At 67.7% G+C, this 20077-nt stretch carries 14 protein-coding genes and 1 pseudogene; 13 read left to right on the top strand and 2 right to left on the bottom strand.

What is annotated here, in order from left to right; genetic code table 11:
* The first annotated feature begins 63 nt into the window (after positions 1 to 63).
* Positions 64 to 1830: a diguanylate cyclase gene (locus ABNX08_RS31640; RefSeq protein ID WP_022539745.1), complete on the top strand. Its 1767-nt coding sequence runs from the start codon at positions 64 to 66 to the stop codon at positions 1828 to 1830.
* Here the strand turns inward: ABNX08_RS31640 and ABNX08_RS31635 are convergent.
* Positions 1805 to 2791 (bottom strand): tripartite tricarboxylate transporter substrate binding protein, encoded by a 987-nt coding sequence (locus ABNX08_RS31635; RefSeq protein ID WP_022539744.1) that lies wholly within the window; start codon positions 2789 to 2791, stop codon positions 1805 to 1807. The two genes, ABNX08_RS31640 and ABNX08_RS31635, sit on opposite strands and share 26 nt — an antisense overlap.
* A gap of 329 nt (positions 2792 to 3120) precedes the next feature.
* Between ABNX08_RS31635 and ABNX08_RS31630 the strand changes: the two genes are divergently transcribed.
* The 5 genes from ABNX08_RS31630 (at position 3121) to ABNX08_RS31610 (ending at position 9784) form a co-directional block, all read left to right on the top strand.
* Positions 3121 to 4446 (top strand): MmgE/PrpD family protein, encoded by a 1326-nt coding sequence (locus tag ABNX08_RS31630; RefSeq protein ID WP_022539743.1) that lies wholly within the window; start codon positions 3121 to 3123, stop codon positions 4444 to 4446.
* 80 nt (positions 4447 to 4526) lie between these two features.
* Complete coding sequence (gene gcvA, locus ABNX08_RS31625; RefSeq protein WP_041681868.1) at positions 4527 to 5444, top strand: transcriptional regulator GcvA; 918 nt, start codon at positions 4527 to 4529, stop codon at positions 5442 to 5444.
* Between the two features lie 140 nt (positions 5445 to 5584).
* The gene (locus ABNX08_RS31620) at positions 5585 to 6742 is read left to right on the top strand and encodes an acyl-CoA dehydrogenase family protein (protein WP_022539741.1); all 1158 of its coding nucleotides are present in this window, start codon (positions 5585 to 5587) and stop codon (positions 6740 to 6742) included.
* Between the two features lie 70 nt (positions 6743 to 6812).
* The gene (locus ABNX08_RS31615) at positions 6813 to 8912 is read left to right on the top strand and encodes an acetate--CoA ligase family protein (RefSeq protein ID WP_022539740.1); all 2100 of its coding nucleotides are present in this window, start codon (positions 6813 to 6815) and stop codon (positions 8910 to 8912) included.
* On the top strand, positions 8909 to 9784 hold the full coding sequence (locus ABNX08_RS31610) for an alpha/beta fold hydrolase (protein WP_349607266.1): 876 nt from the start codon (positions 8909 to 8911) through the stop codon (positions 9782 to 9784). The genes ABNX08_RS31615 and ABNX08_RS31610 overlap by 4 nt, the downstream gene beginning before the upstream one ends.
* Positions 9785 to 9809: 25 nt before the next feature.
* Here ABNX08_RS31610 and ABNX08_RS31605 read toward each other — a convergent pair whose 3' ends face one another.
* Positions 9810 to 11072, bottom strand: a complete 1263-nt coding sequence (locus tag ABNX08_RS31605; RefSeq protein WP_374063697.1) for a lactonase family protein — start codon at positions 11070 to 11072, stop codon at positions 9810 to 9812.
* Between the two features lie 58 nt (positions 11073 to 11130).
* Here ABNX08_RS31605 and acnA point away from each other — a divergent pair, with 58 nt between their 5' ends.
* The 7 genes and pseudogenes from acnA to ABNX08_RS31570 all read left to right on the top strand — a co-directional run bounded on the left by acnA (position 11131) and on the right by ABNX08_RS31570 (position 20064).
* Positions 11131 to 13755: an aconitate hydratase AcnA gene (gene acnA, locus ABNX08_RS31600; RefSeq protein ID WP_041681867.1), complete on the top strand. Its 2625-nt coding sequence runs from the start codon at positions 11131 to 11133 to the stop codon at positions 13753 to 13755.
* 72 nt (positions 13756 to 13827) lie between these two features.
* Complete coding sequence (locus ABNX08_RS31595) at positions 13828 to 14568, top strand: ABC transporter substrate-binding protein (RefSeq protein ID WP_022539736.1); 741 nt, start codon at positions 13828 to 13830, stop codon at positions 14566 to 14568.
* A gap of 460 nt (positions 14569 to 15028) precedes the next feature.
* Complete coding sequence (locus tag ABNX08_RS31590; protein WP_022539735.1) at positions 15029 to 16006, top strand: tripartite tricarboxylate transporter substrate binding protein; 978 nt, start codon at positions 15029 to 15031, stop codon at positions 16004 to 16006.
* 38 nt (positions 16007 to 16044) lie between these two features.
* Positions 16045 to 16554 (top strand): tripartite tricarboxylate transporter TctB family protein, encoded by a 510-nt coding sequence (locus ABNX08_RS31585; RefSeq protein WP_349607267.1) that lies wholly within the window; start codon positions 16045 to 16047, stop codon positions 16552 to 16554.
* A 12-nt stretch (positions 16555 to 16566) separates the two neighbouring features.
* Positions 16567 to 18053: pseudogene (locus ABNX08_RS31580) on the top strand (tripartite tricarboxylate transporter permease).
* Positions 18054 to 18117: 64 nt separating this feature from the next.
* Complete coding sequence (locus ABNX08_RS31575; RefSeq protein ID WP_022539733.1) at positions 18118 to 19119, top strand: tripartite tricarboxylate transporter substrate binding protein; 1002 nt, start codon at positions 18118 to 18120, stop codon at positions 19117 to 19119.
* 54 nt (positions 19120 to 19173) lie between these two features.
* A complete protein-coding gene (locus ABNX08_RS31570) occupies positions 19174 to 20064 on the top strand; it encodes a LysR family transcriptional regulator (protein ID WP_022539732.1) in 891 nt (296 codons plus the stop codon).
* The last annotated feature ends 13 nt before the right edge of the window (positions 20065 to 20077 follow it).

The following is a 20077-nucleotide window of genomic DNA, read 5'->3' as shown; positions in this document are numbered from 1 at the left end:
CCCCTTGCCTTCCCGGGCCGTGGCTCCGCGTGCGAGCAGTTTGATGCTGAGGATAAGGCGTCTATGCCAGTGCCTGGGCTGAGGGCAAAGCTCTGGGGATATGTGGAGAATCGACCGCACCACGTCGTCTTGTTCTGTGCGGCGCTTTCGCTCGCCCTGATTGCGATCCTGTGCTGGCGCGCGGCTGGCATCCTCAATGACCGCCACCTGGCACAGGTACGGCACGAACTGGACCGCACCAAGGTCGCCGTCACGGCATTCATGGAGCAGGAGCTGCGCCGGGTGCAGACGCTGCGCCAGGTAGCCGAGGAGTCGCTGCAATCCCGGCAGGGCAGCGATGCGACCGCGCCGGATTCCCAGTTGCAGGCCGCCTATGCCGGCCGCAACCAGCCGACCTGGCAGCTGCCGCTATCCGCGGGCGGGCCCGTCGCTGTCGGCTTTGGACCCACTGAGCTTGCCAGGCTTCCCGCGTATCTGCGCAATGACGAGACCCTGCTCGCGGATCTGGCCGCGGCGCATACGGTGGGACGCTTGCTGCAGATCACGGCCGGCAATCTCGAGTTTGAAGCAGCCGGTCGCTTCGTGTCCCGCAACGGCTTCTATATAGGGGTGCCGCAAGACACCATCGCGCCCCATCGCGGGCTGGAGCGTTTTGCCGGCATGCCCCTCTATCGCGACACCATGCCAGACCGCAACCCGCAGCGGCACGTGGTGCGCACGCCTGTCTACGTTGGGCTGGCCAGGCCGGAGTTGCGCTTCGCAGTCAGCGCGCCGGTCTACCTCGGGAACGACTTTCGCGGCGCCGTCGTGCTGGAAATCAGCCAGCGCATGCTCAGGCGTGCGCTGGGCGAGACCGTGCCGGGGCCGGGCAAGCGGATACTGGCGGCGCGCAACGGCGAGGTCATCGCCATCAGCGAGCCAGGCATGGCGCCCGGCCAGCAATGGCCGCGAGATTTTGGGGGGACGTGGCGCAATGAATCTGCCGCTGACTTGTGGGCGCGCGGGGAGGGCACGCTGCGGCGCGCGGGTCAGCATCTGCTGTTTCGCCGGGTCGGAAGCACCGACCTGTTGCTGGTGGAGGAGATTTCCGACGCGCAGCTTGTCGCCGCCTTGTTCCGGGATCTGCGCTGGCCGCTGGTAGGTGTGGTGGTGAGCATTGGCCTCTTGCTGTGGGCGTCGCTGGCGGTGATCTCGCGGCTGTTCGCTCGCCTGATCGAGCGTGGCGAAGCGTTGCGCGCGCTGGCCGAACACGACGCGCTGACAGGGTTGGCCAATCGGCGCGCGTTCGAGCACCGCTTCCGGCTCGAACGCGATCGCCGGCATCGCAACCCCGAGCCGCTGTCGCTGGTGCTGGTGGACGTCGACCATTTCAAACGTATCAACGACACCTGGGGCCACGCCAACGGCGATCGCGCGCTGGTCGCGCTGGCCGACGCCTGCAGGGACGGCTTGCGTACCGTCGATTTGCCGGCGCGCTTCGGCGGGGAGGAATTCGCCCTCCTGCTCCCCGCTACCAGCCTTGCAGAGGCCAGCCGCGTGGCCGAGCGCCTTCGCGCAACGGTAGCCGCGCTGGCGGTGCCCGCCATCGGCGACGAGGCGTGGCCCGACGACGATGCCCACCGGATCATCTCGTTCACCGCTTCATTCGGGGTGGCAGAGATGGGTGCGGACCGCGTCGACGAACTCGAGCAACTCGTCGGCGTGGCCGACCGGCGGCTGTATCAGGCCAAGGCGATGGGCCGCAACCGGGTCGTGGCAACCGATGTGGCAGCCGATGACGCAGCGGTTGCCAGCGCACCATCCCCTACAGCGCGATCTTCACGGTCTTGAACACCGTTCCCCAGCGCTCGACTTCCTGCTTCAGGTATTGCCTGAACTCTTCGCGCGAGCCGCCGACCACGATCGCGCCCTGCGACTCCAGCTTCTCGCGCAGGTCCGCCGACGCCAGCGCCTTGTTCACTTCCGCATTGAGGCGGTCGAGGATCGGCTTGGGTGTCCCGGCAGGTGCCAGCAGCCCGTTCCAGGAGTCGGCTTCGAAGCCGGGCAGCCCCGATTCGTCCATGGTGGGAAGCTGCGGCATCTGCGGCAGCCGCTTTTTCGACGCCACCGCCAGCGCGCGCGGGTTGCCGGACTTCAGCGCCGGCAGTGCCGACATCGACGTCATGAAGACCATGTCCACGGTCCCTGCCATCAGGTCGGTCAGGGCCCCGGACGCACCCTTGTAAGGGATATGGAGCATGTCGATGCCGGCCTTCTGCTTGAGCAGTTCGCCGGCCAGGTGCTGCGAGCCGCCCGCGCCGCTGGAGCCGAACGTCAGGCTGCCCGGGCGCTGCTTTGCGAGGGCGATCAGCGACTTCAGGTCGCGTACCGGCAGTTTGGTCGACACCGCCAGCACGGCCGGCGCGTTCATGACATTGGCGACAGGCTCGAAGCTCTTCTGCACGTCGAACTTCAGCCCCTTGTACAAATACCTGGTCATGGTGATGGGCGCCGCGGCCAGCAGCAGCGTATAGCCGTCCGGCGCCGCCGACGCGACATACTCCGAGGCAATGTTCGAGCCGGCGCCGACCTTGTTTTCCACGACCACGGGCTGGCCCATTGACGCCTGCAGCTTGCTGGCCAGCAACCGGGCCGTAAGGTCGGTCGGGCCACCAGCCTGGTAGCCGACGATGATGCGGATCGGCTCGGATGGGTAAGCGGCGGCAGCCATTGCTCCGGTCGGGGCGAGGGCGGTGCCGAGCGCCAGCAGGATGCCGGCCACCGTGCCTCTGGACGCGCGAGGTTGTTGCATGTTGTTGTCTCCATGTGTGATCGGGGATGCGGGCGCCTTCGGCGGGAAGCCGGGCGCTTCTACCGCTCGCGTCGTGCCGCTTTGCAGCACCGGTGCGGACGGTCCGTTCCAGCGCAATAGTGGGCGATTCCTCCGCGGGGGAGAAATTCCGATTCCGCTGTGTGGGATGACAAAAACTCAACCCTGCAAGGAAGGCCGTGCGCGCACGTCGCGGTCTTCCAAAAAGTCATGGCTGGCCCCGCAATTGGAAGTTCTCATCCGGCTCCGGGTCGGCGACGATCAGGGTCCAGCCACGCTGCGCCCGTGCGCGCGAAGATGAACACGACACCATGACGATCATCGAGACCTTTGCGGCCTACGCCGCCGATCCCGGCGCAGGCGCCGACACCCCTGAAGTGATCCATCACGCCAAGCGTGCCGTGGTCGACTGGTACGCCGCGCTGATCCCGGGCGTGGTCGAGGCGCCGGCGACGCTGCTTGAGCACGCGCTCGCCGACGATCTCGACCGGGGCGGCGCGCGGCTGGCACTGGGACGCAGCGCCACCGCCAGGACGGCCGCGCTGATCAACGGCACCGCCGCGCACACGGTCGAGGTGGACGATATCTACAAGCACGCCATCTATCATCCCGGCGCACCGACCATTGCCGCCGCACTCGCCGCGGGGCAGCAACGCCAGGTCAGCGGCATGGCCTTCCTGCGCGCAGTGGTCACCGGCTACGAGGTGTCGACCCGCATCGGCGCCGCCATGGGCCGCACCCACTACCGGTACTGGCACAACACCGGCACCGTCGGGACCTTTGGCGCGGCGGCAGCGGCCGCCGCCATCCTGAAGCTGGACGCGATCCGGACTGCGCATGCGCTGGCAACCTGCGCGACCTTTGCCGCGGGCCTGCAGCAGGCGTTCCGCATGGACTCCATGTCCAAGCCACTGCATTCCGGCCGCGCCGCCGAAGGCGGGCTGCTGGCGGCACTGGCGGCCGAGGCCGGTGTCACCGGCTCGCTGGACGTGATCGATGGCGAAGCCGGCCTCGGGCGTGCCATGAGCGATGGCCCGGACTGGCCGGCCGCTGCCGCGACGCTGGGCCGCGAGTACAACATCACGCAGATGACCTTCAAGAACCACGCCTGCTGCGGCCACACCTTTGCCGCCATCGACGGCGCGCAGGCGCTGCAGCGCGAGCACCGGTTCACCGTGGACGAGATCGAGAGCGTAAGCGTGGCCACCTACGGGCCGGCGCTGGAGGTGGCCGGCAACCGCAATCCGCGCACGGCCGCCGAAGCCCGCTTCAGCCTGCCGTATGCCGTGGCAAGCGCGCTGATCCATGGCAGCGTGCGGCTCGCGGCCTTTACCCCGCAACGTCTTGCCGATCCCGCCATCCGCGCGTTGATGGGCCGCATCGAGCTGCAGGTCGACCCCCGGCTCGATGCGGCATTCCCCGGCCAGCGCGCGGCGCGCGTCACGGTGCGTACCCGCGATGGCAGGTCGTTCGAGTACCTGCAGCCGAACCGAAAGGGCGATCCGGAGGAGCCGCTCAGCGACGCGGACCTCAACGACAAGTTCCTCGAACTCGCCGGACCGGTGCTGGGCGCGCCGGCGGCAACGGACTTGCTGCAACGCCTGTGGCAGCTCGAATCCGCGGCGTCGCTGCCGTGATGGCGGGCGGTGGGTAGTCCCGCCGGGCCCCGCGTTGCCTGGCCGATATAATGAGTACCCACTTTCAGGCATGCAAACGGATGGCGCGGCGTATCCCTCCCATGAACCCGTTGCGGGTTTTCGAAGTCGTTGCCCGCACCCAGAACCTCACGCTGGCTGCGCAGGAGCTGCATGTCTCGCAATCGGCCGTCAGCCGGCAGATTGCGGTCATTGAAGGCTATCTCGGCGTGGAGCTGTTCCGCCGCGAACGGCATGGCGTCACGCTGACACGGGCGGGCCAGGCTTACGCCGAGGAGGTCGTGCCGGCCTTCGACGCGATCGCCAATGCCACCGCGCGCCTGCTGCGCAGCACGTCGCAGGGCGCCTTGCGGGTACGCACCTACACCACCTTCGCCGCCAAGTGGCTGATCCCGCGGCTGCCCGATTTCCAGGCCCAGTATCCCAGCATCGAGGTCCGCATCGACAACGCCATCCCGGACGTGGATTTCGACCGCGACCCCGCCGATGTCGCGATCCAGTACGGTGACGGACGCTGGCCGCGGGTCAGCGCCGAACTGCTGTTTCATGACGAGATCGAGCCCGTCTGCACGCCGGCTTACCTCCGCGCGCACCGTGCGCCGCGGGGCAAGCTGGAGCCGCTGCTGCGCCACCGCCTGCTGGTGTCCCACTACCGGCGCACCGACTGGGACGACTGGCTCGCCTTTGCCGGCCTGAGCGGCATCGCGCAGGGCACCGAGCGCATGAGCTTCGGCAGTTCGGTGCTGACGTGGCAGGCAGCGCTGGATGGACTTGGCATTGCCATCGGGCAGACGGCGATGCTGAAGGCCGAGTTCGACCACGGCCGGCTGGTGCGCCCGTTCGCGCTGCCCCTGACGCGCGACAAGGGCCATTACCTGGTGCGCCCCGCAGTGCAGCGCGAATCGCGCAAGGTAGCGATGTTCCGCGACTGGTTGCTGGAGACTGTGGCGCGCGAGAAGGCTGACGCCACTGAGCCATAAGTCCCAGATCGGCCCCCACGGCCGCACGGCGCCGCTGCCATGAGTTTTTGTTCTGGCTCGCCGCCAAACGCGAAGTTCACAACGTTCTCGATTTCACCGATCCTGACCCTGTCGACGATCCGAATCCAAGAGAACAGACCATGAACTTTGAACTCAGCGAAGAACATCAGGCATTTGCCGAATCGGTGCGCCGGTTCGCGCAGGACCGGCTCGCCGCCGGAGCGCTGGAGCGCGCCCATTCCGCCCAGTACCCCTGGGACGTGGCGCGCATGCTGGCCGAGCAAGGCCTGCTCGGCATCGCCTTTGCAGAAGAAGACGGCGGGCAGGGCGGCACGCTGATGCATGCGGTGATTGCGATCCAGGAGATCGCACTGGTCTGCCCGAAGAGCGCGGACATCGTGCAGGCGGGCAACTTCGGCCCCATCCGCACCTTTGTCGAATACGCCAGCGCCGAACAGAAGGCACGCTTCCTGCCGGACCTGCTGGCCGGCAGGAAGCTGATTGCGCTGGGCATGACGGAGCCGGATGCGGGCTCGGCCGTGACCGAGCTGAAGACTTCCGCGCGCCGCGACGGCGACCACTACGTGATCAACGGCAGCAAGATCTTCTCGACCCATAGCCCGGAGGCCGAGCTGTTCCTGGTCTATGTGCGCTTCGGCCCGGGCGTGGGCGGCATCGGCTCGGTGCTGGTGGAGCGCGGCACGCCGGGCTTCCAGGTCGGCGAACCGTCGAAGTTCATGAGCGGCGAGGAATGGTGCCAGCTTTACTTCGAGGACTGCCGCATCCCCGCCGCCAACCTGCTGCTCGGCGAGGGCGGCTTCAAGCGCCAGATTTCAGGCTTCAACGTCGAGCGGCTGGGCAATTCGTCGCGCTCGCTGGCGCTCGGCCGCCATTGTTTCAACGTGGCGCGCGAGCACGCGCGCATCCGCAAGCAGTTCGGGCGCGAACTGTGCGAATTCCAGGGCGTGCAGTGGAAATTCGCGGAGATGGCGCTCAAGCTCGAATCGGCGCAGTTGCTGCTGTATCGTGCCGCGATGGAAGGCGAGCATGGCCTGCCCTCGGCCCACAGCACCGCCATGGCCAAGCTGGCCTGCAACCAGGCTGGCTGGGATGTTGCCAACGAGGCGCTGCAGATCATGGGCGGCATGGGCTACAGCCAGGAATCGATCGTGGAATACTGCCTGCGTCGGATCCGTGGCTGGATGATCGCGGGGGGCTCCATCGAGATCCTGAAGAACCGCATCGCGGAAGGCGTCTTCGAGCGCACGTTCCCGCAGCGCGCGCCGAAGGCAGGCTGACCCGGTGCCCCAGGCGACTAGCGGATATACAAAGACAAGACAGGCAGGCATTAAAGGCAGGTAATCCAGGATGAACACCACAACCACCGCTCCCTTCCATGCGGATCCCGCGCTGGCCCAGGCGCTGCTCGCCCCTCGCAGCGTGGCGCTGTTCGGCGCCTCGGACGACGCGGGCAAGACCGCCGGCCGGCCACTGAAGTTCCTGCGTGCGGCAGGGTACGAGGGGAACATCTACCCGATCAACCCGAACCGCAGCACCGTGCAGGGCGAAACGGCCTATGCGAGCCTGGCCGCATTGCCCGAAGTCCCCGAGCATGTGTTTATCCTGACGCCGACCGACACGGTGCCGGATGCGGTGCGCGAATGCGCCCGGCTCGGCGTGAAGGTGGTCACCATTCTGGCGAGCGGCTTCTCGGAATCCGGCGCCGAAGGCGTCGCGCGCGAAGCCGCACTGCGCGCGCTGTGCGAGCACAGCGACACCCGCATGCTCGGCCCCAGCAGCCTTGGTGTCGTCAATCCCCGCGCGGGCCTAGTGCTGACCGCCAACGCGGCCTTCGCGGAGCCGGAGCTGCCGCAGGGACGGGTGTTCGTGGCCTCGCACAGCGGCAGCATGCTCGGTGCACTGGTGTCGCGCGGCAAGGCCCGCGGCGTCGGCTTTGCCGGGCTGGTGTCGGTGGGCAGCGAATCGGACCTGTGCGTCGGCGAGATCTGCATGGCCACGCTGGACGATCCCGCCATCGACGGCTACCTGCTGTTCCTGGAGAGCCTGCGCCATGGCGACAAGCTGCGCGCCTTCGCGCTGGAGGCGGCAAGGCGCGGCAAGCCCGTGATCGCCTACAAGCTCGGGCGTTCGGCCGCCGCGGCCGAGATGGCAGCCACCCACACCGGCGCGCTCGCCGGTGAGGATGACATCGCGGATGCCTTCCTCAAGGATCTCGGCATCGCCCGCGTCGGTGTGCTGGAAGCGCTGCTCGAGGCCTTCCCGCTGGCCAGGCGCATCCCGCTGCACGGCGCAGGCGCGCCGCTGCGCCGCGTTGGCGTGGTGACCACCACGGGCGGCGGCGCGGCGATGGTGGTGGACCAGCTCGGTATCCGCGACGTGGTGGTCGAGCCGGCCTCCCCGGCCACGCTGGAGAAGTTCGCGGCGGCAGGCATCGCCGTGTCGGCGGGCCGCGTGCTCGACCTGACCCTGGCCGGCACCAACTACAACGTGATGAAGGGCGCGCTCGACATCATGTTCGATGCGCCGGAATTCGATATCGTGCTGGCGGTGGTCGGCTCGTCCGCACGCTTCCAGCCCCAGCTTGCGGTGAAGCCGATCATCGACAGCGCTGCCAGGCCCAAGCCGTTGGCAGCGATGCTGGTACCCGACGCGCCGGAAGCACTCGCCGCGCTGACCGCGGCAGACGTGCCTTGCTTCCGCTCGCCGGAGGCCTGCGCGGACGCCATCGCCGCGCTGCTTGCGCGCAGGACGCCCGGCGCGCAGCCCACGGTGCAAGGCGCGGGCGCTGCGACCGCCGCTTCGCTGAGCGAAGCGCAGGCGTATGCGATCCTCGACGAACTAGGCGTGCCGCATGCCCCTGCCGCGACCATGCCTCTCGCAGGTCCCGCAGGCAAGCTGCCCTTTGCCTTCCCGGTGGTGGCGAAGGTGTGCTCGGCGCAGATCCCCCACAAGACCGAGGTCGGCGGCGTGGTACTGGGCATCCAGGACCAGGCCGGGCTTGACGCCGCGCTGGCCACGCTGCGGCGGAACCTGGCCGAGCGTGCGCCCGACACGCCGTGCGACGAAGTGCTGGTGCAGCCCATGACCCGCGGGCTGGCCGAGGTCCTGGTGGGCTATCGCGTCGACCCCGAAGCCGGCCCCGTGATCATGCTTGCCGCCGGCGGCATCTGGGCCGAAGTCGCGCGTGACCGCAGCATCCGGCTCGCGCCCGTCAGCGTCGAGGTCGCGCGCGAGATGATCGCCGAGGTCAAGGCCCTGCAAACCGTATCGGGCCTGCGCGGCAGGCAGCGCGGCGACCTCGATGCGCTCGCGCGTGCCGTCAGCGCGCTGTCGCAGCTCGCATGCAAGCCGCAGCTGCGCATTGCCGAGGCGGAGGTGAATCCCATGATGGTCCTGCCCGAAGGACAGGGCGTGCTCGCCGTCGATGCGCTGGTGCTGAGTTCATGACCGCGCGCGCAGCCGACCTCCATGCGGCAGGCGATGCGGGTTTGCTGGCCCGGCTGGAGCGCATGGCCATTCGCCACGACGTGGCGCACCTGGGGCGCACCGTGGTCTGGTGCCGGTTTGGCGAAGGCACGCCGCTGGTGCTGCTCCACGGCGGCCACGGCAACTGGATGCACTGGGTGCGCAATATCGAGGCGCTGGGCACGCGCCATGCGCTGTGGATTCCGGACATGCCGGGCTTCGGCGACTCCGATACGCTGGCCGGCGACGACCACGCCCCCGACCGGCTCGACCGCCTGGCACAGGCGCTGATGGCCACGCTCGACCAGCTCGTGGGCGAAGGCAGCGAGCTGGGCATCGCCGGCTTCTCCTTTGGTGCCCTGGTTGCCGCTCAGATGGCGGCCACGCGGCCGCGGGTTACGCGGCTTGCGCTGCTGGGCCCGGCCGGCCATGGCGGCCCGCGGCGCCAGGGCCAGCCCATGCAGGACTGGCGCATCGACAACGAGGAGGAAATGCGCCGCAGGCTGCGCCACAACCTGCTGGCCTTGATGCTGCACGACGAGGGGCTCGCAGACGGGCTCGCCATGGCCGTCCATGAGCAGGCATGCAAGGCGACCCGCTACCGCAGCCGCGCGATCTCGCGCCAGGCAAGCCTCGGCGACGCGCTCGCCGCATACGGGGGTCCGACCTTGCTGATGTGGGGCGAGCACGATGTCACCGCGGTGCCGGTCGACGTGGCGCAACGGCTGGCGTGCGGCGCGAGCCACCGCGACTGGTGCGTGATTCCGGCGGCCGGACACTGGGTCCAGTTCGAGCGTTGGCAGGAAGTCAATCCGATGCTGCTGCGCTGGTTCTCTGAAGCGGGGCAGCGCTGATGCGCGCGAATTGAGGGAATGCGATTCAGGCCTGGCCCGGCGAAAACACCATGCACACCGGGCTGCCGGTCTGCGCGCTGAACCCTGTGGGCGACAGCCGGCCCGACGACGGATGGATGTGGAAGGCGACGATGGTGTCGCTGTCTTCATTGAGCCCGTAGAGCAAGCGCCCGTTGGGATGGGTCGCGAAGAAGCGCGGCGTGCGCCCCTGCGACAGGTCCGTGCCGGCAAAGCGCAGCAGGCCCGTTCCCGGGTCGACGGCAAACACCGCGATGCTGTCGTGGCCGCGGTTGGACGCATAGACGAAGCGGCCGCTGCGATCCACTTCGATCTCGGCCGCGCGGCTGTTGCCGGTGAAGGTTTCGGGCAAGGTTGGCAGGATCTGCACGGGCGTGAGTTGCGCGGTCGCGCAGTTGTACGCATACGTCGTGACCGTCGAGTCCAGCTCATTGACGACATAGGCATGGCGGCCGTTGGGATGGAAGACGACGTGGCGTGGCCCGGCCGACTCCCGTGACTCGACAAAGGCAGGCGACGCCGGTGTCAGCTTGCCTTTCTCGAAGCGGAACGAGAACGTGCGGTCGAGCCCCTTGTCCGGGACGATGACAAAGTTGCCGGACGGGTCGAACGGGTTGAAATGCGGCTTGGCCTGCTTTTGCTCGGTACGGTGCGGCCCGATGGGGCCGTCCAGCCTGACCAGCTGCGTCATCTCGCCCAGTGCGCCGTCATCGGTCAGCGGCAGCACGGCCAGGCTGGCGCCGATGTGGTTCGAGACCACGATGTACTTGCCCGTCGGGTCCAGCGCCAGGTGCACCGGGTTCTTGCCGTGGGTGCTCTGCCGGTTGATGAACTCGATGCGTCCGGTGGCGCGGTCGACCGCAAAGGCGCTGATGTCGCTCATGTCGCCATGCACGCTGTAGAGGCGGTCGCCCCGCCGGTTCAGCGCCAGGAAGGACGGATTGACCAGGTCCTTGACCACCTGGGCCGGTTCCAGGGCACCGGTGTCCGCATCCACGCGAAACACGCTGATCCCTTCTCCGCGGGCGTTGCGATCACGGGTGGTCCGTGAGCCGAGATAGGCGTACATGAACTTTCCTTTCGATGGATGGGTGTTGGTCCTGACGCTGTGCTCAGCATGCGCGGGAATGGCGATCGCGCCAATCCCCGCGAGGGCGACGGCGGAGGCTGCGCCTTGCAAGAGCCGGCGTCGGCTCTGTACGGGGTGAGGGCAGCCTGCGCCAGGGTATCGATGCTGCACTTCCGTCTCGAGCGTTGAGGGTGTTGACATAGGGCTTCGGGTTTTCGCTTGATTGCATTTTTGAGCAAACACATGCAAAAATACAGTCATGGAAAACACTAATCACTTCCCGGCAGGGTCGATGAGTGTCGACAGCGCCACTTATCGCATCGTTGACCTTCCCGCCCTCATCGGCGCAAGGCTGTGGCGCTTGCCTGTCGTGCTCCGGCTGTTGCTGGAGAACGTGATCCGCAATGCCGAGGGCAGGGAGCGCGACGAGGCCGTCGCCGGCATCCTGGCCTGGCTCGAGCGCGGCACCAGCGAGGTGGAGATTGCCTACCAGCCCGGGCGCGTGCTGATGCACGACACCACCAGCACCCCCGCCCTGGTCGACGTCGCCGCGATGCGCGATGCCGTCGCCGAAGCCGGCCGCGACCCGAACCTGCTCAATCCGGTGCTGCCGGTCGATTCGTCGGTGGACCACTCGCTGGCGGTCGAGTACTACGCCCGCGCCGACGCGGTGCCGCTGAACCTGGAAACCGAGACGCGCCGCAACGCCGAGCGCTACGGCTTCCTGCGCTGGGCCTCCAAGGCCCTGCACGGCGTGCGCATTCATCCGCCGGGCACCGGGATCATGCACACCATCAACCTCGAACAACTGGCGACGGTGGTCAAGACCGAGACCCGCGGCGGCGAGCCGTGGGCGGTGCCGGACACCATGATCGGCACCGACAGCCATACGCCCATGATCAACGGCATCGGCGTACTGGGCTGGGGCGTCGGCGGGCTGGAGGCGCAGACGGTGATGTTCGGCATGCCCGTGATGCAGCGCATCCCCGACGTCATCGGCGTGCGCCTGACCGGTGCGCTGCAGGCCGGCGTGCTGGCGACCGACCTGGCACTGACCGTCACCAAGCGCCTGCGCGACCTCGGTGTCTCGGGCGAGTTCGTCGAATTCTTCGGCCCCGGCGTCTCAACGCTGTCTGCCGGCGACCGCTCGGTGGTGGCCAACATGGCGCCCGAGTACGGCGCCACCACCGGCTTCTTCCCGGTGGACGAGCACACCCTGGCGTACCTGCGCAGCACCGGCCGCGACGAGGCCGCGATCGCGCTGGTCGAGGCCTATACCCGCCGCGTCGGCCTCTGGTTCGACGGCGAGGCGCAGCCGTGCTACACCACCGTGCTCGACCTGGACCTCGGCACCGTCGGCATGCACGTCGCCGGCCCGCGCCGGCCGCAGGACCTGCTCGGCTATGCCGACACGGCACGCGCGTTGCAGCCCTTTGACTTCACCCCGTCGCGCGCCCGCCCGGACATGCCGAAGCACCCGGTCGCGATCGCGGCGATCACGAGCTGCACCAATACCACCGACCCCGCGCTGCTGGTCGCCGCCGCGCTGGTCGCACGCAAGGCGCGCGCGCTTGGCCTGCGCGTGCCGTCGTGGATCAAGACTTCGATGGCGCCGGGATCGCCCGCCGCCGCGCGCTATCTGGAACGCGCCGGGCTGATGGAAGACCTGGCGGCGGTCGGCTTCGACATCGTCGGCTACGGCTGCACAACCTGCATCGGCAACTCCGGTCCGCTGACCCAGCCGATCCACGACGCCATCGCCGACGGCAGCGCGCTGCCGGTCGCGATCCTGTCGGGCAACCGCAACTTCCCGGGACGGGTCCATCCCGACCTGAGCCTGGGCTTCATCATGTCGCCGCCGCTGGTGGTCGCGTTTGCGCTGGCGGGCAACGCCGAAGCCGACCTGAGCCGGGACGCGATCCAGACCGGCGCGGACGGTACGCCGGTGTTCCTGAAGGACCTGTGGCCGACGCGCGAGGAGATCGCCGCACTGGTGGCGCGCGGCGCCCAGCCTGCCGACTACCGCGACGCGTTCCGCGTTGCCACCGCGAACCCGCTGTGGCATGCGTTGCCTTCGCCCGACACGCCGCGTTATCCGTGGAACCCGGCGTCGACCGCGTTGCGCCGCCCGCCGTTTGCCTCGATCGACCAGGGCAGCCAGCTCGGTTCGTACGAGGCTTACCCGCTGCTGGTGCTCGGCGACGACATCACCACCGACCATATCTCGCCGGCCAGCGCCATTCCCAAGGACAGCTTTATCGCTGATTTCCTGGTATCGCGCGGCGAGGATCGCGACGACCTGAACGTGTTCGCCTCGCGCCGTGGCAACTGGGAAGTGATGATGCGCGCGGCGTTCTACAACAAGACGCTGGTCAACCTGCTGCATTCCGAGGTGCCGGTGGGCCACACGCTGCACATTCCCGGCGGGCAGGTGCAGCCGATCTTCGAGGTGGCCGAACGCTACCGCGCCGATGGCGATGCGGTCGTGCTGGTTGCCGGCGAACGCTATGGCACCGGCTCATCGCGCGACTGGGCCGCCAAGGGGCAGCGCCTGCTGGGGATCCGGGCGGTCATTGCGCTGAGCTTCGAGCGGATCCATCGCTCCAACCTGATCGGCATGGGCATCCTGCCGGTCCGGCTGCCCAGGAACGCGGGGCCTGACACGTTGCATATCAAGCTTGGCGACAAGATCCACGTGGATGCCCCCGCGCATGCGATCGCGCCGCGCTGCCGGATCCCGGTGCGAATCGTGCGCGCCAGCGGCGCCGTCGACGAGATCGAGGCAACGGCCGCAGTCGAGACACAACTGGAAGTCGAGCTGCTGCGCCGCGGCGGCGTCATCCCGTTGATCCTGCACAAGACGCTCGCGCAGCCGGCGGGTTGAGCGGCAGCAACGCCACGACGTCATGCACTACGACAAGTCCATTGCCACACTGAAACCCTGACCTGTATTCCCATGCGCCCTGATCCTGAACTCCTCGCCGCCTTTGCACCGACCGGCGTGCTGCGCGCCTCCATCAACCTCGGCAATCCCATCCTGGCCAATCGCGGCGAGGACGGGCAGCCGTTCGGTGTGTCCGTCGACCTCGCCAACGCGCTGGCGCAAAGACTCGGACTGGAACTGAAACTGGTCGTGGTCGATGCCGCCGGCAAGTCCGTCGAGGTCGTATCCGGCGAAGAGGCCGACGTCGGCTTCTTTGCGGTCGATCCCAAGCGCGCCGCGACGATCCGCTTCACGGCGCCCTATGTGCTGATCGAAGGCTATTACCTCGTGCGCGACGACTCGCCGATCCGCAGCAACGCAGAGGTCGATGTGGCAGGCAACCGCGTCGCGGTTGGCAAGGGCAGCGCCTACGACCTGTTCCTGTCGCGCGAGCTGAAGGCGGCGCAGATCGTGGCCGCGCCGACATCGCCGGCGGTGGCACAGACCTTCCTCGAACAAGGCCTGGAAGTGGCCGCCGGCGTCAGGCAACAGCTTGAAGCCGATGCAGCGAAGCACCCTGGACTGCGTTTGCTGGACGAGCGCTTCATGGTCATCCGGCAGGCGATGGGTATCGCGCAGAGCCGGGGCAGCCGCGCCGCGCAATACCTGCATGCGTTTGTCGAGGAGATGAAGGCAAGCGGCTTTGTCGCGCAAGCGCTGGCACGCCATCGGATCGCCGGTGCGTCGGTCGCGCCTGCAGAAAACCTTGCCTGAGTAGTCTTTGCTGTCCCGCAGGTAGCGAGCGGCAGCAGCACGAACCGGCTCTTCGCAACAAAGTGACGAGCCGGTGATCTGCGTTTCCAATCTGATAACGATCGCCAGCCTCTGAGGTCGCATCCGCATTGCGGAAGCGACGTGCCGTCTGGCGCGCTTCTCCTGTAAACCAAGGCTTTATTGGGCCGCTCCGGTTTGCCATTGCCTCCGGATCATTCTCCGATCGCGAACGATACTTTCGCCATTCCTCACTTTTCATCGCAGTCCCCACTGCATAGCATCGAAGAAAACAAAATCCATGTTGCTGCGGCCGGCCCGGCCCCCGCACTTCGGAGACAACACCACGCACAGGGCAACCACCTACGCCCTGCTGTCCACCGCCTCAGGCGGACCTGCATTCCTGCACCGGCAGCCGCGCTGCCGGCACAGACCACCGAACAGATTGAAAAAAGGAGACTCCATGCTTGCCATCATCAACCGGCTTGCGTCCGCCACGGCGCTGACGCTGCTTACCGCTACAGTGCCCCTGCACCTTGCCCACGCACAGGCACCACTGGAACTGAAGATCACCGCCCCGGCCGCGCCCGGCGGCGGCTGGGACGGCGCCTCGCGCTCGCTGCAGCAGGCCATGGTCGCGAGCGGCGCAGCGAAGAGCGTGCAGGTCAACAACATCCCTGGCGCCGGCGGCACGGTGGGCCTGGCGCAGTTCGTCAATAACGCCAAGGGCGACGGCAACCAGCTGATGACGATGGGCATCACCATGCTCGGTGCGGTAGTCACCAACAAGGCGCCGGTCAGCCTCGACAAGGTCACGCCGATCGCCCGCCTCACCGCCGATCCGCTGGTGGTAGTGGTACCTGCCAACTCGCCGCTGAAGACGATCCAGGATCTGTCGGCAGCCATCAAGGCGGATACCGGCAAGGTGGTCTGGGCCGGCGGCTCGGCAGGCGGCGCGGACCATATGCTGGCGGCACTGGTAGTCAAGTCGGCGGGCGGCAACACGGCCCGGCTGAACTACGTGCCTTTCTCGGGTGGCGGTGAGGCGCTGGCGGAAATGCTGGGCGGACGCGTCACGGCGGGCGTGTCGGGCTACAACGAGTTCGAGAGCCAGATCAAGGCCGGCAAGCTGCGCGCGCTGGCGGTCTCGTCGGCGCAACGGCTGCCCGGCATCGCCGTGCCGACGCTAAAGGAGCAAGGGCTCGATGTCGAGCTGCTGAACTGGCGCGGCATCGTGGCCGCGCCCAACGTGTCGCCGCAACAGGCCGCCGCACTGGCCGCTGCCGTCGAGAAGGCCGTGAAGTCGCCGGAATGGCAGAAGATCCTGAAGGCCCGCGGCTGGGACGATGCCTACCTGCCCGCGGACAAGTTCTCGGCCTACCTGAAGACCGAACAGGCGCGCGTGCGCGACATCCTCGCTTCGATCGGACTGGCGAAATGAAAGCGATGTCCACTGATGCAGACCGCGGTCGAGGCGCCGTGACCCCCGCCACCCCCGCCACGCCCGCCACGATCAAGCGCTTCGAGCCTGCCAAGGCCATCGTCGGCGCCGGGCTGTTGCTGCTGGCGCTGGTCGTGTTCATCGATGCGAGCCAGCTCCCGCCGCCGCCGGCCGCCGGCGTCGGCCCCTCTGCAGGCATGCGCTTCGTGGCCGTACTGCTCGCCGTGCTCGGCGTGGGGCACCTGGTGGTCGCTGTGCGTCGCGGCACGGCCGAGGCCACGGCGCCGCGCGGGCCGATGAACTGGAAGGCGGTCGGCTGCGTGCTGGCCGGCTTGCTGGCGCTGATCGCCGCACTGCAGCTGCAGCTTGGCTTCGTGCTGGGCGCCACGGTGCTGTTCATCGCCACCGCGCGCGGTTTCGGCGAACGGCGCATGCTCAGGTCGGCCGCGATCGGCCTGGTCCTGAACCTGCTGGTGTATGCGTTCTTCGCCAAGGCATTGTCGCTGGGGTTGCCCGGCGGCCCGCTGGAACGCCTGGTCTTCGGTTGAGCGGGAGTCGTCATGGATGTCTTTACTTTTCTTGCACAGGGCCTCGCCGTCGCGGCGCAGCCCGGCAATCTGCTGTTCGCCGGCATCGGCGTGCTGCTCGGGACGATGGTCGGGATCCTGCCCGGCATCAGCCCCTCGCTGACGGTGGCGCTGCTGCTGCCGGTCACGTTCAAGCTCGATCCGACCGGGTCGCTGATTATGTTCGCCGGGATCTACTTTGGCGGCATGTACGGCAGCTCGACCACGGCGATCCTGATCAATACCCCGGGTGAAGCGGCCTCGATCGCCACCGCGATCGAAGGGCACCGCATGGCGCGCGCCGGCCGCGCAGGCCAGGCGCTTGCCACGGCCGCCATCGGCTCCTTCGTGGCCGGCACGCTGGCGACCGTGGGGCTGGCGCTGCTGGCGCCGGTGCTGGTCGACGTGGCCGTGCAGTTCACTTTGCGCTGATGGTGCTGGCCTTTGTCACGGTATCGGCGACCTTCGGCGATTCCACCCTGCGCGGCCTCACCAGCCTGGCCGTTGGCATCGGCATGGGCCTGATCGGCATCGACAAGCTGACCGGGCAGGCCCGCCTGACCTTCGGCGTACCCGAGATGCTCGACGGCATCCAGGTGACGACGCTGGCCGTCGGCCTGTTCGCGATGGGCGAGACCTTCTCCTCGGCCGCACGCTTCACCGGTGTACAGGACAAGATCGAAGCCGTGAAGGGCGGACTGCGCATGACCGCGACCGACTGGAAGCGTTCATGGAAGGCCTGGCTGCGCGGCACCGCGCTCGGCTTCCCGATCGGTGCGCTGCCCGCTGGCGGCGCGGAAGTGCCGACGTTGCTGTCCTACACCATCGAGCGCAAGCTGACCGACCACAAGGATGAGTTCGGTCGCGGCGCCATCGAAGGCGTCGCCGGACCGGAGGCCGCCAACAACGCCGCCGCCACCGGCACGCTGGTGCCGCTGCTGACGCTCGGCCTGCCGACCTCGGCGACCGCGGCGATGATGCTGGCCGGCTTCCAGCAATACGGGCTCGTGCCCGGCCCGCTGCTGTTCGCCGACAAGCCCGACCTGGTGTGGGGCCTGGTGGCCAGCCTGTTTATCGGCAATGTGATGCTGCTGGTGCTGAACCTGCCGCTGATCGGCATCTGGGTGCGGCTGCTCAAGCTGCCGCAGCCGTGGCTGTATGCCGGCATCCTGGTGTTCGCGGCAATGGGCACGCTGGCGGCGAATCCCTCGATCGTCGAACTCGCCATGCTGGTTGTGTTCGGCCTCATCGGCTTTGCCATGCGCTGCCTGGATTACCCGGTGGCGCCGATGATCGTCGGGCTGATCCTGGGGCCCATGGCCGAAAGCCAGTTCCGCCGGGCGATGCAGATGAGCCTGGGCGATCCGTGGGTGTTCCTTTCCCATCCCGGCTCGGCTGCCTTGCTGGCCATCGCCGCCGCCGCGCTGATCGCTCCGTTCGTCTTCAAGGGCCTGCGCAAGATGCACGGCTCGGACGAATGACCGAGGGGCGGCCACGCCGTCCTGACCAAGCATCAGCGACAAACACAATCAGGAGGTAGACACCATGAACCTGCCATTCTTCAACCGGCGATTGCCGAAGCGCCTCCTCGCGGTGTTGCTGTTCGGCCTGGTATCCGGCGCCGCGCTGGCCCAGGGCAGCTATCCGACGCGCCCGGTCACCATCGTCGTCCCCTTTTCCGCGGGCGGCGGCGTCGACACCATGGCGCGCGTGCTTGCCGAGAAGCTGCGCACCGTGCTCGGACAGCCGGTGGTGGTGGAAAACAAAGGTGGCGGCAGCGGCATGATCGGTGCCCAGGCCGTGGTCAAGGCGCCCGCCGACGGCTACACCCTGCTGATGGGCTCCGCCGGCGAAACCGCCATCAACCCGTCCGTCTACAAGAGCCGCATGCAGTACGCGCCGCAGACGGACCTGCTTCCCATCAGCCTGATCGTCAAGGTGCCTAACGTCGTCGTCGTCAATCCGTCGCTGCCGTACAAGACCATCGACGAGTTGATCGCGTACGCCAGGGCCAATCCCGGCAAGGTGCGCTACGGCACCAGCGGCGTGGGCAATCCGCAGCATCTCTCCGGCGAGCTGATGGCCAGGCAGGCGGGCGTGCAGCTCACCCACGTTCCCTATCGCGGCGCCTCCAATCAGTTGCTGGATGTGATCGGCGGCAATATCGAGATGACCTTCGTCAGCCTCGCCGGGGCGCGCCAGTTCATCAAGGACGGCAAGGTGCGCGCGGTGGGCACTACGTCGCAGGGCAAGAGCCCGCTGGCGCCGGAAATTCCCGCGATCTCCGATTCGGCGAGCCTGAAGGGCTATACGCTGGAAAACTGGTTCGGCCTGTTCGCGCCCAAGGGCACGCCCGCGCCGGTGGTGGCGCGCCTGAACGCCGCGGTGGCCGAATCGCTCAAGGATCCCAAGCTCGACGCCCGGCTGCGCGAACTGGGCGGCAACCCGAGCCCGTCGTCGCCGGAGCAATTCAAGGCCTTCATCCAGCAAGAGTCGGCGAAGTTCGCGCGCATCGTCGCCGACGCCAGGATTACGCCCGACAGCTGAGCCACGCGGGAGATAGAATCTGCGCGTTGTCCGCCCACGGAGGCAGCCACTGCGATGCGATACGACCTGACCAGTCTGGAAGTCTTTGTTACCGTCGCGGACGAGCAGAACCTGACGCGCGCCGCGGCGCGCCGCAACCTTGCTGTTTCCGCCGTCAGCAAGCGCATCGCCGAGCTGGAAGAAGAGGTCGGCTGTGCCCTGCTGGTGCGGTATCCGCGCGGCGTCGGGCTGACGCCCGCAGGCCAGGCCCTGCTGCACTACGCCAGGCAACTGCTGCACACGCTTCACCAGATGGAGAACGAGCTCAGCGAGTATGCCGACGGCATCAAGGGCCATGTGCGGCTGCACGCCATCAATTCAGCGCTGGTCGAGTTCCTGACGCCGGACCTGCACTCCTTCATGAAGCAGTACCCGCTGATCCGGCTGGATATCGAGGAGCATCCTGGCGGAGCGATCGTGCGCGCCATCGCCGAAGGGGCAGTGGAGGTCGGCGTGTTCTCGGCCCACACGCCGGCGCCCGGCCTGCAGGTGTTTCCATACCGTGTTGACGAGCTTGTTGTCGCTGTCCCGGAGGGACACGAGTTCGCGGGCAAGCGTCGTGTGTCCTTCTTCGAACTTGCCCAGCATGAGCTTGTCGTGCCGCACACCCAAAGCTCCGTACATGCTGTCCTCGAGCGCCAGGCCAAGGAGGACGGTGTGCAGTTGAAGCAGCGAATCCGGGTCAGCAGTTTCGACTCGATGTGCCAGCTGGTGGCTGGCGGCTTTGGTCTGGCGCTCATGCCTCGCGGCGTGCTGCGGCCGTTGGCGCGCACCCTGAAGTTGAAAGCGGTGGCAATCGATGCGGAATGGGCAACCCGGCCGCTGGTGATCGGTGTTCGCGACTACGAAGCGGTCTCGCATGCGGCCCGGGCATTCGTGGATCATCTTCGGCAGCAAGCTGGTTAAGCCTGTACAACTT

The sequence above is a fragment of the Cupriavidus sp. DF5525 genome (genome assembly GCF_040149425.2).
GTDB lineage: Bacteria > Pseudomonadota > Gammaproteobacteria > Burkholderiales > Burkholderiaceae > Cupriavidus > Cupriavidus pickettii_A.
The sequence above is the reverse complement of the archived record's forward strand: the minus strand, read 5'-3'. Positions and strand labels throughout refer to the sequence as shown.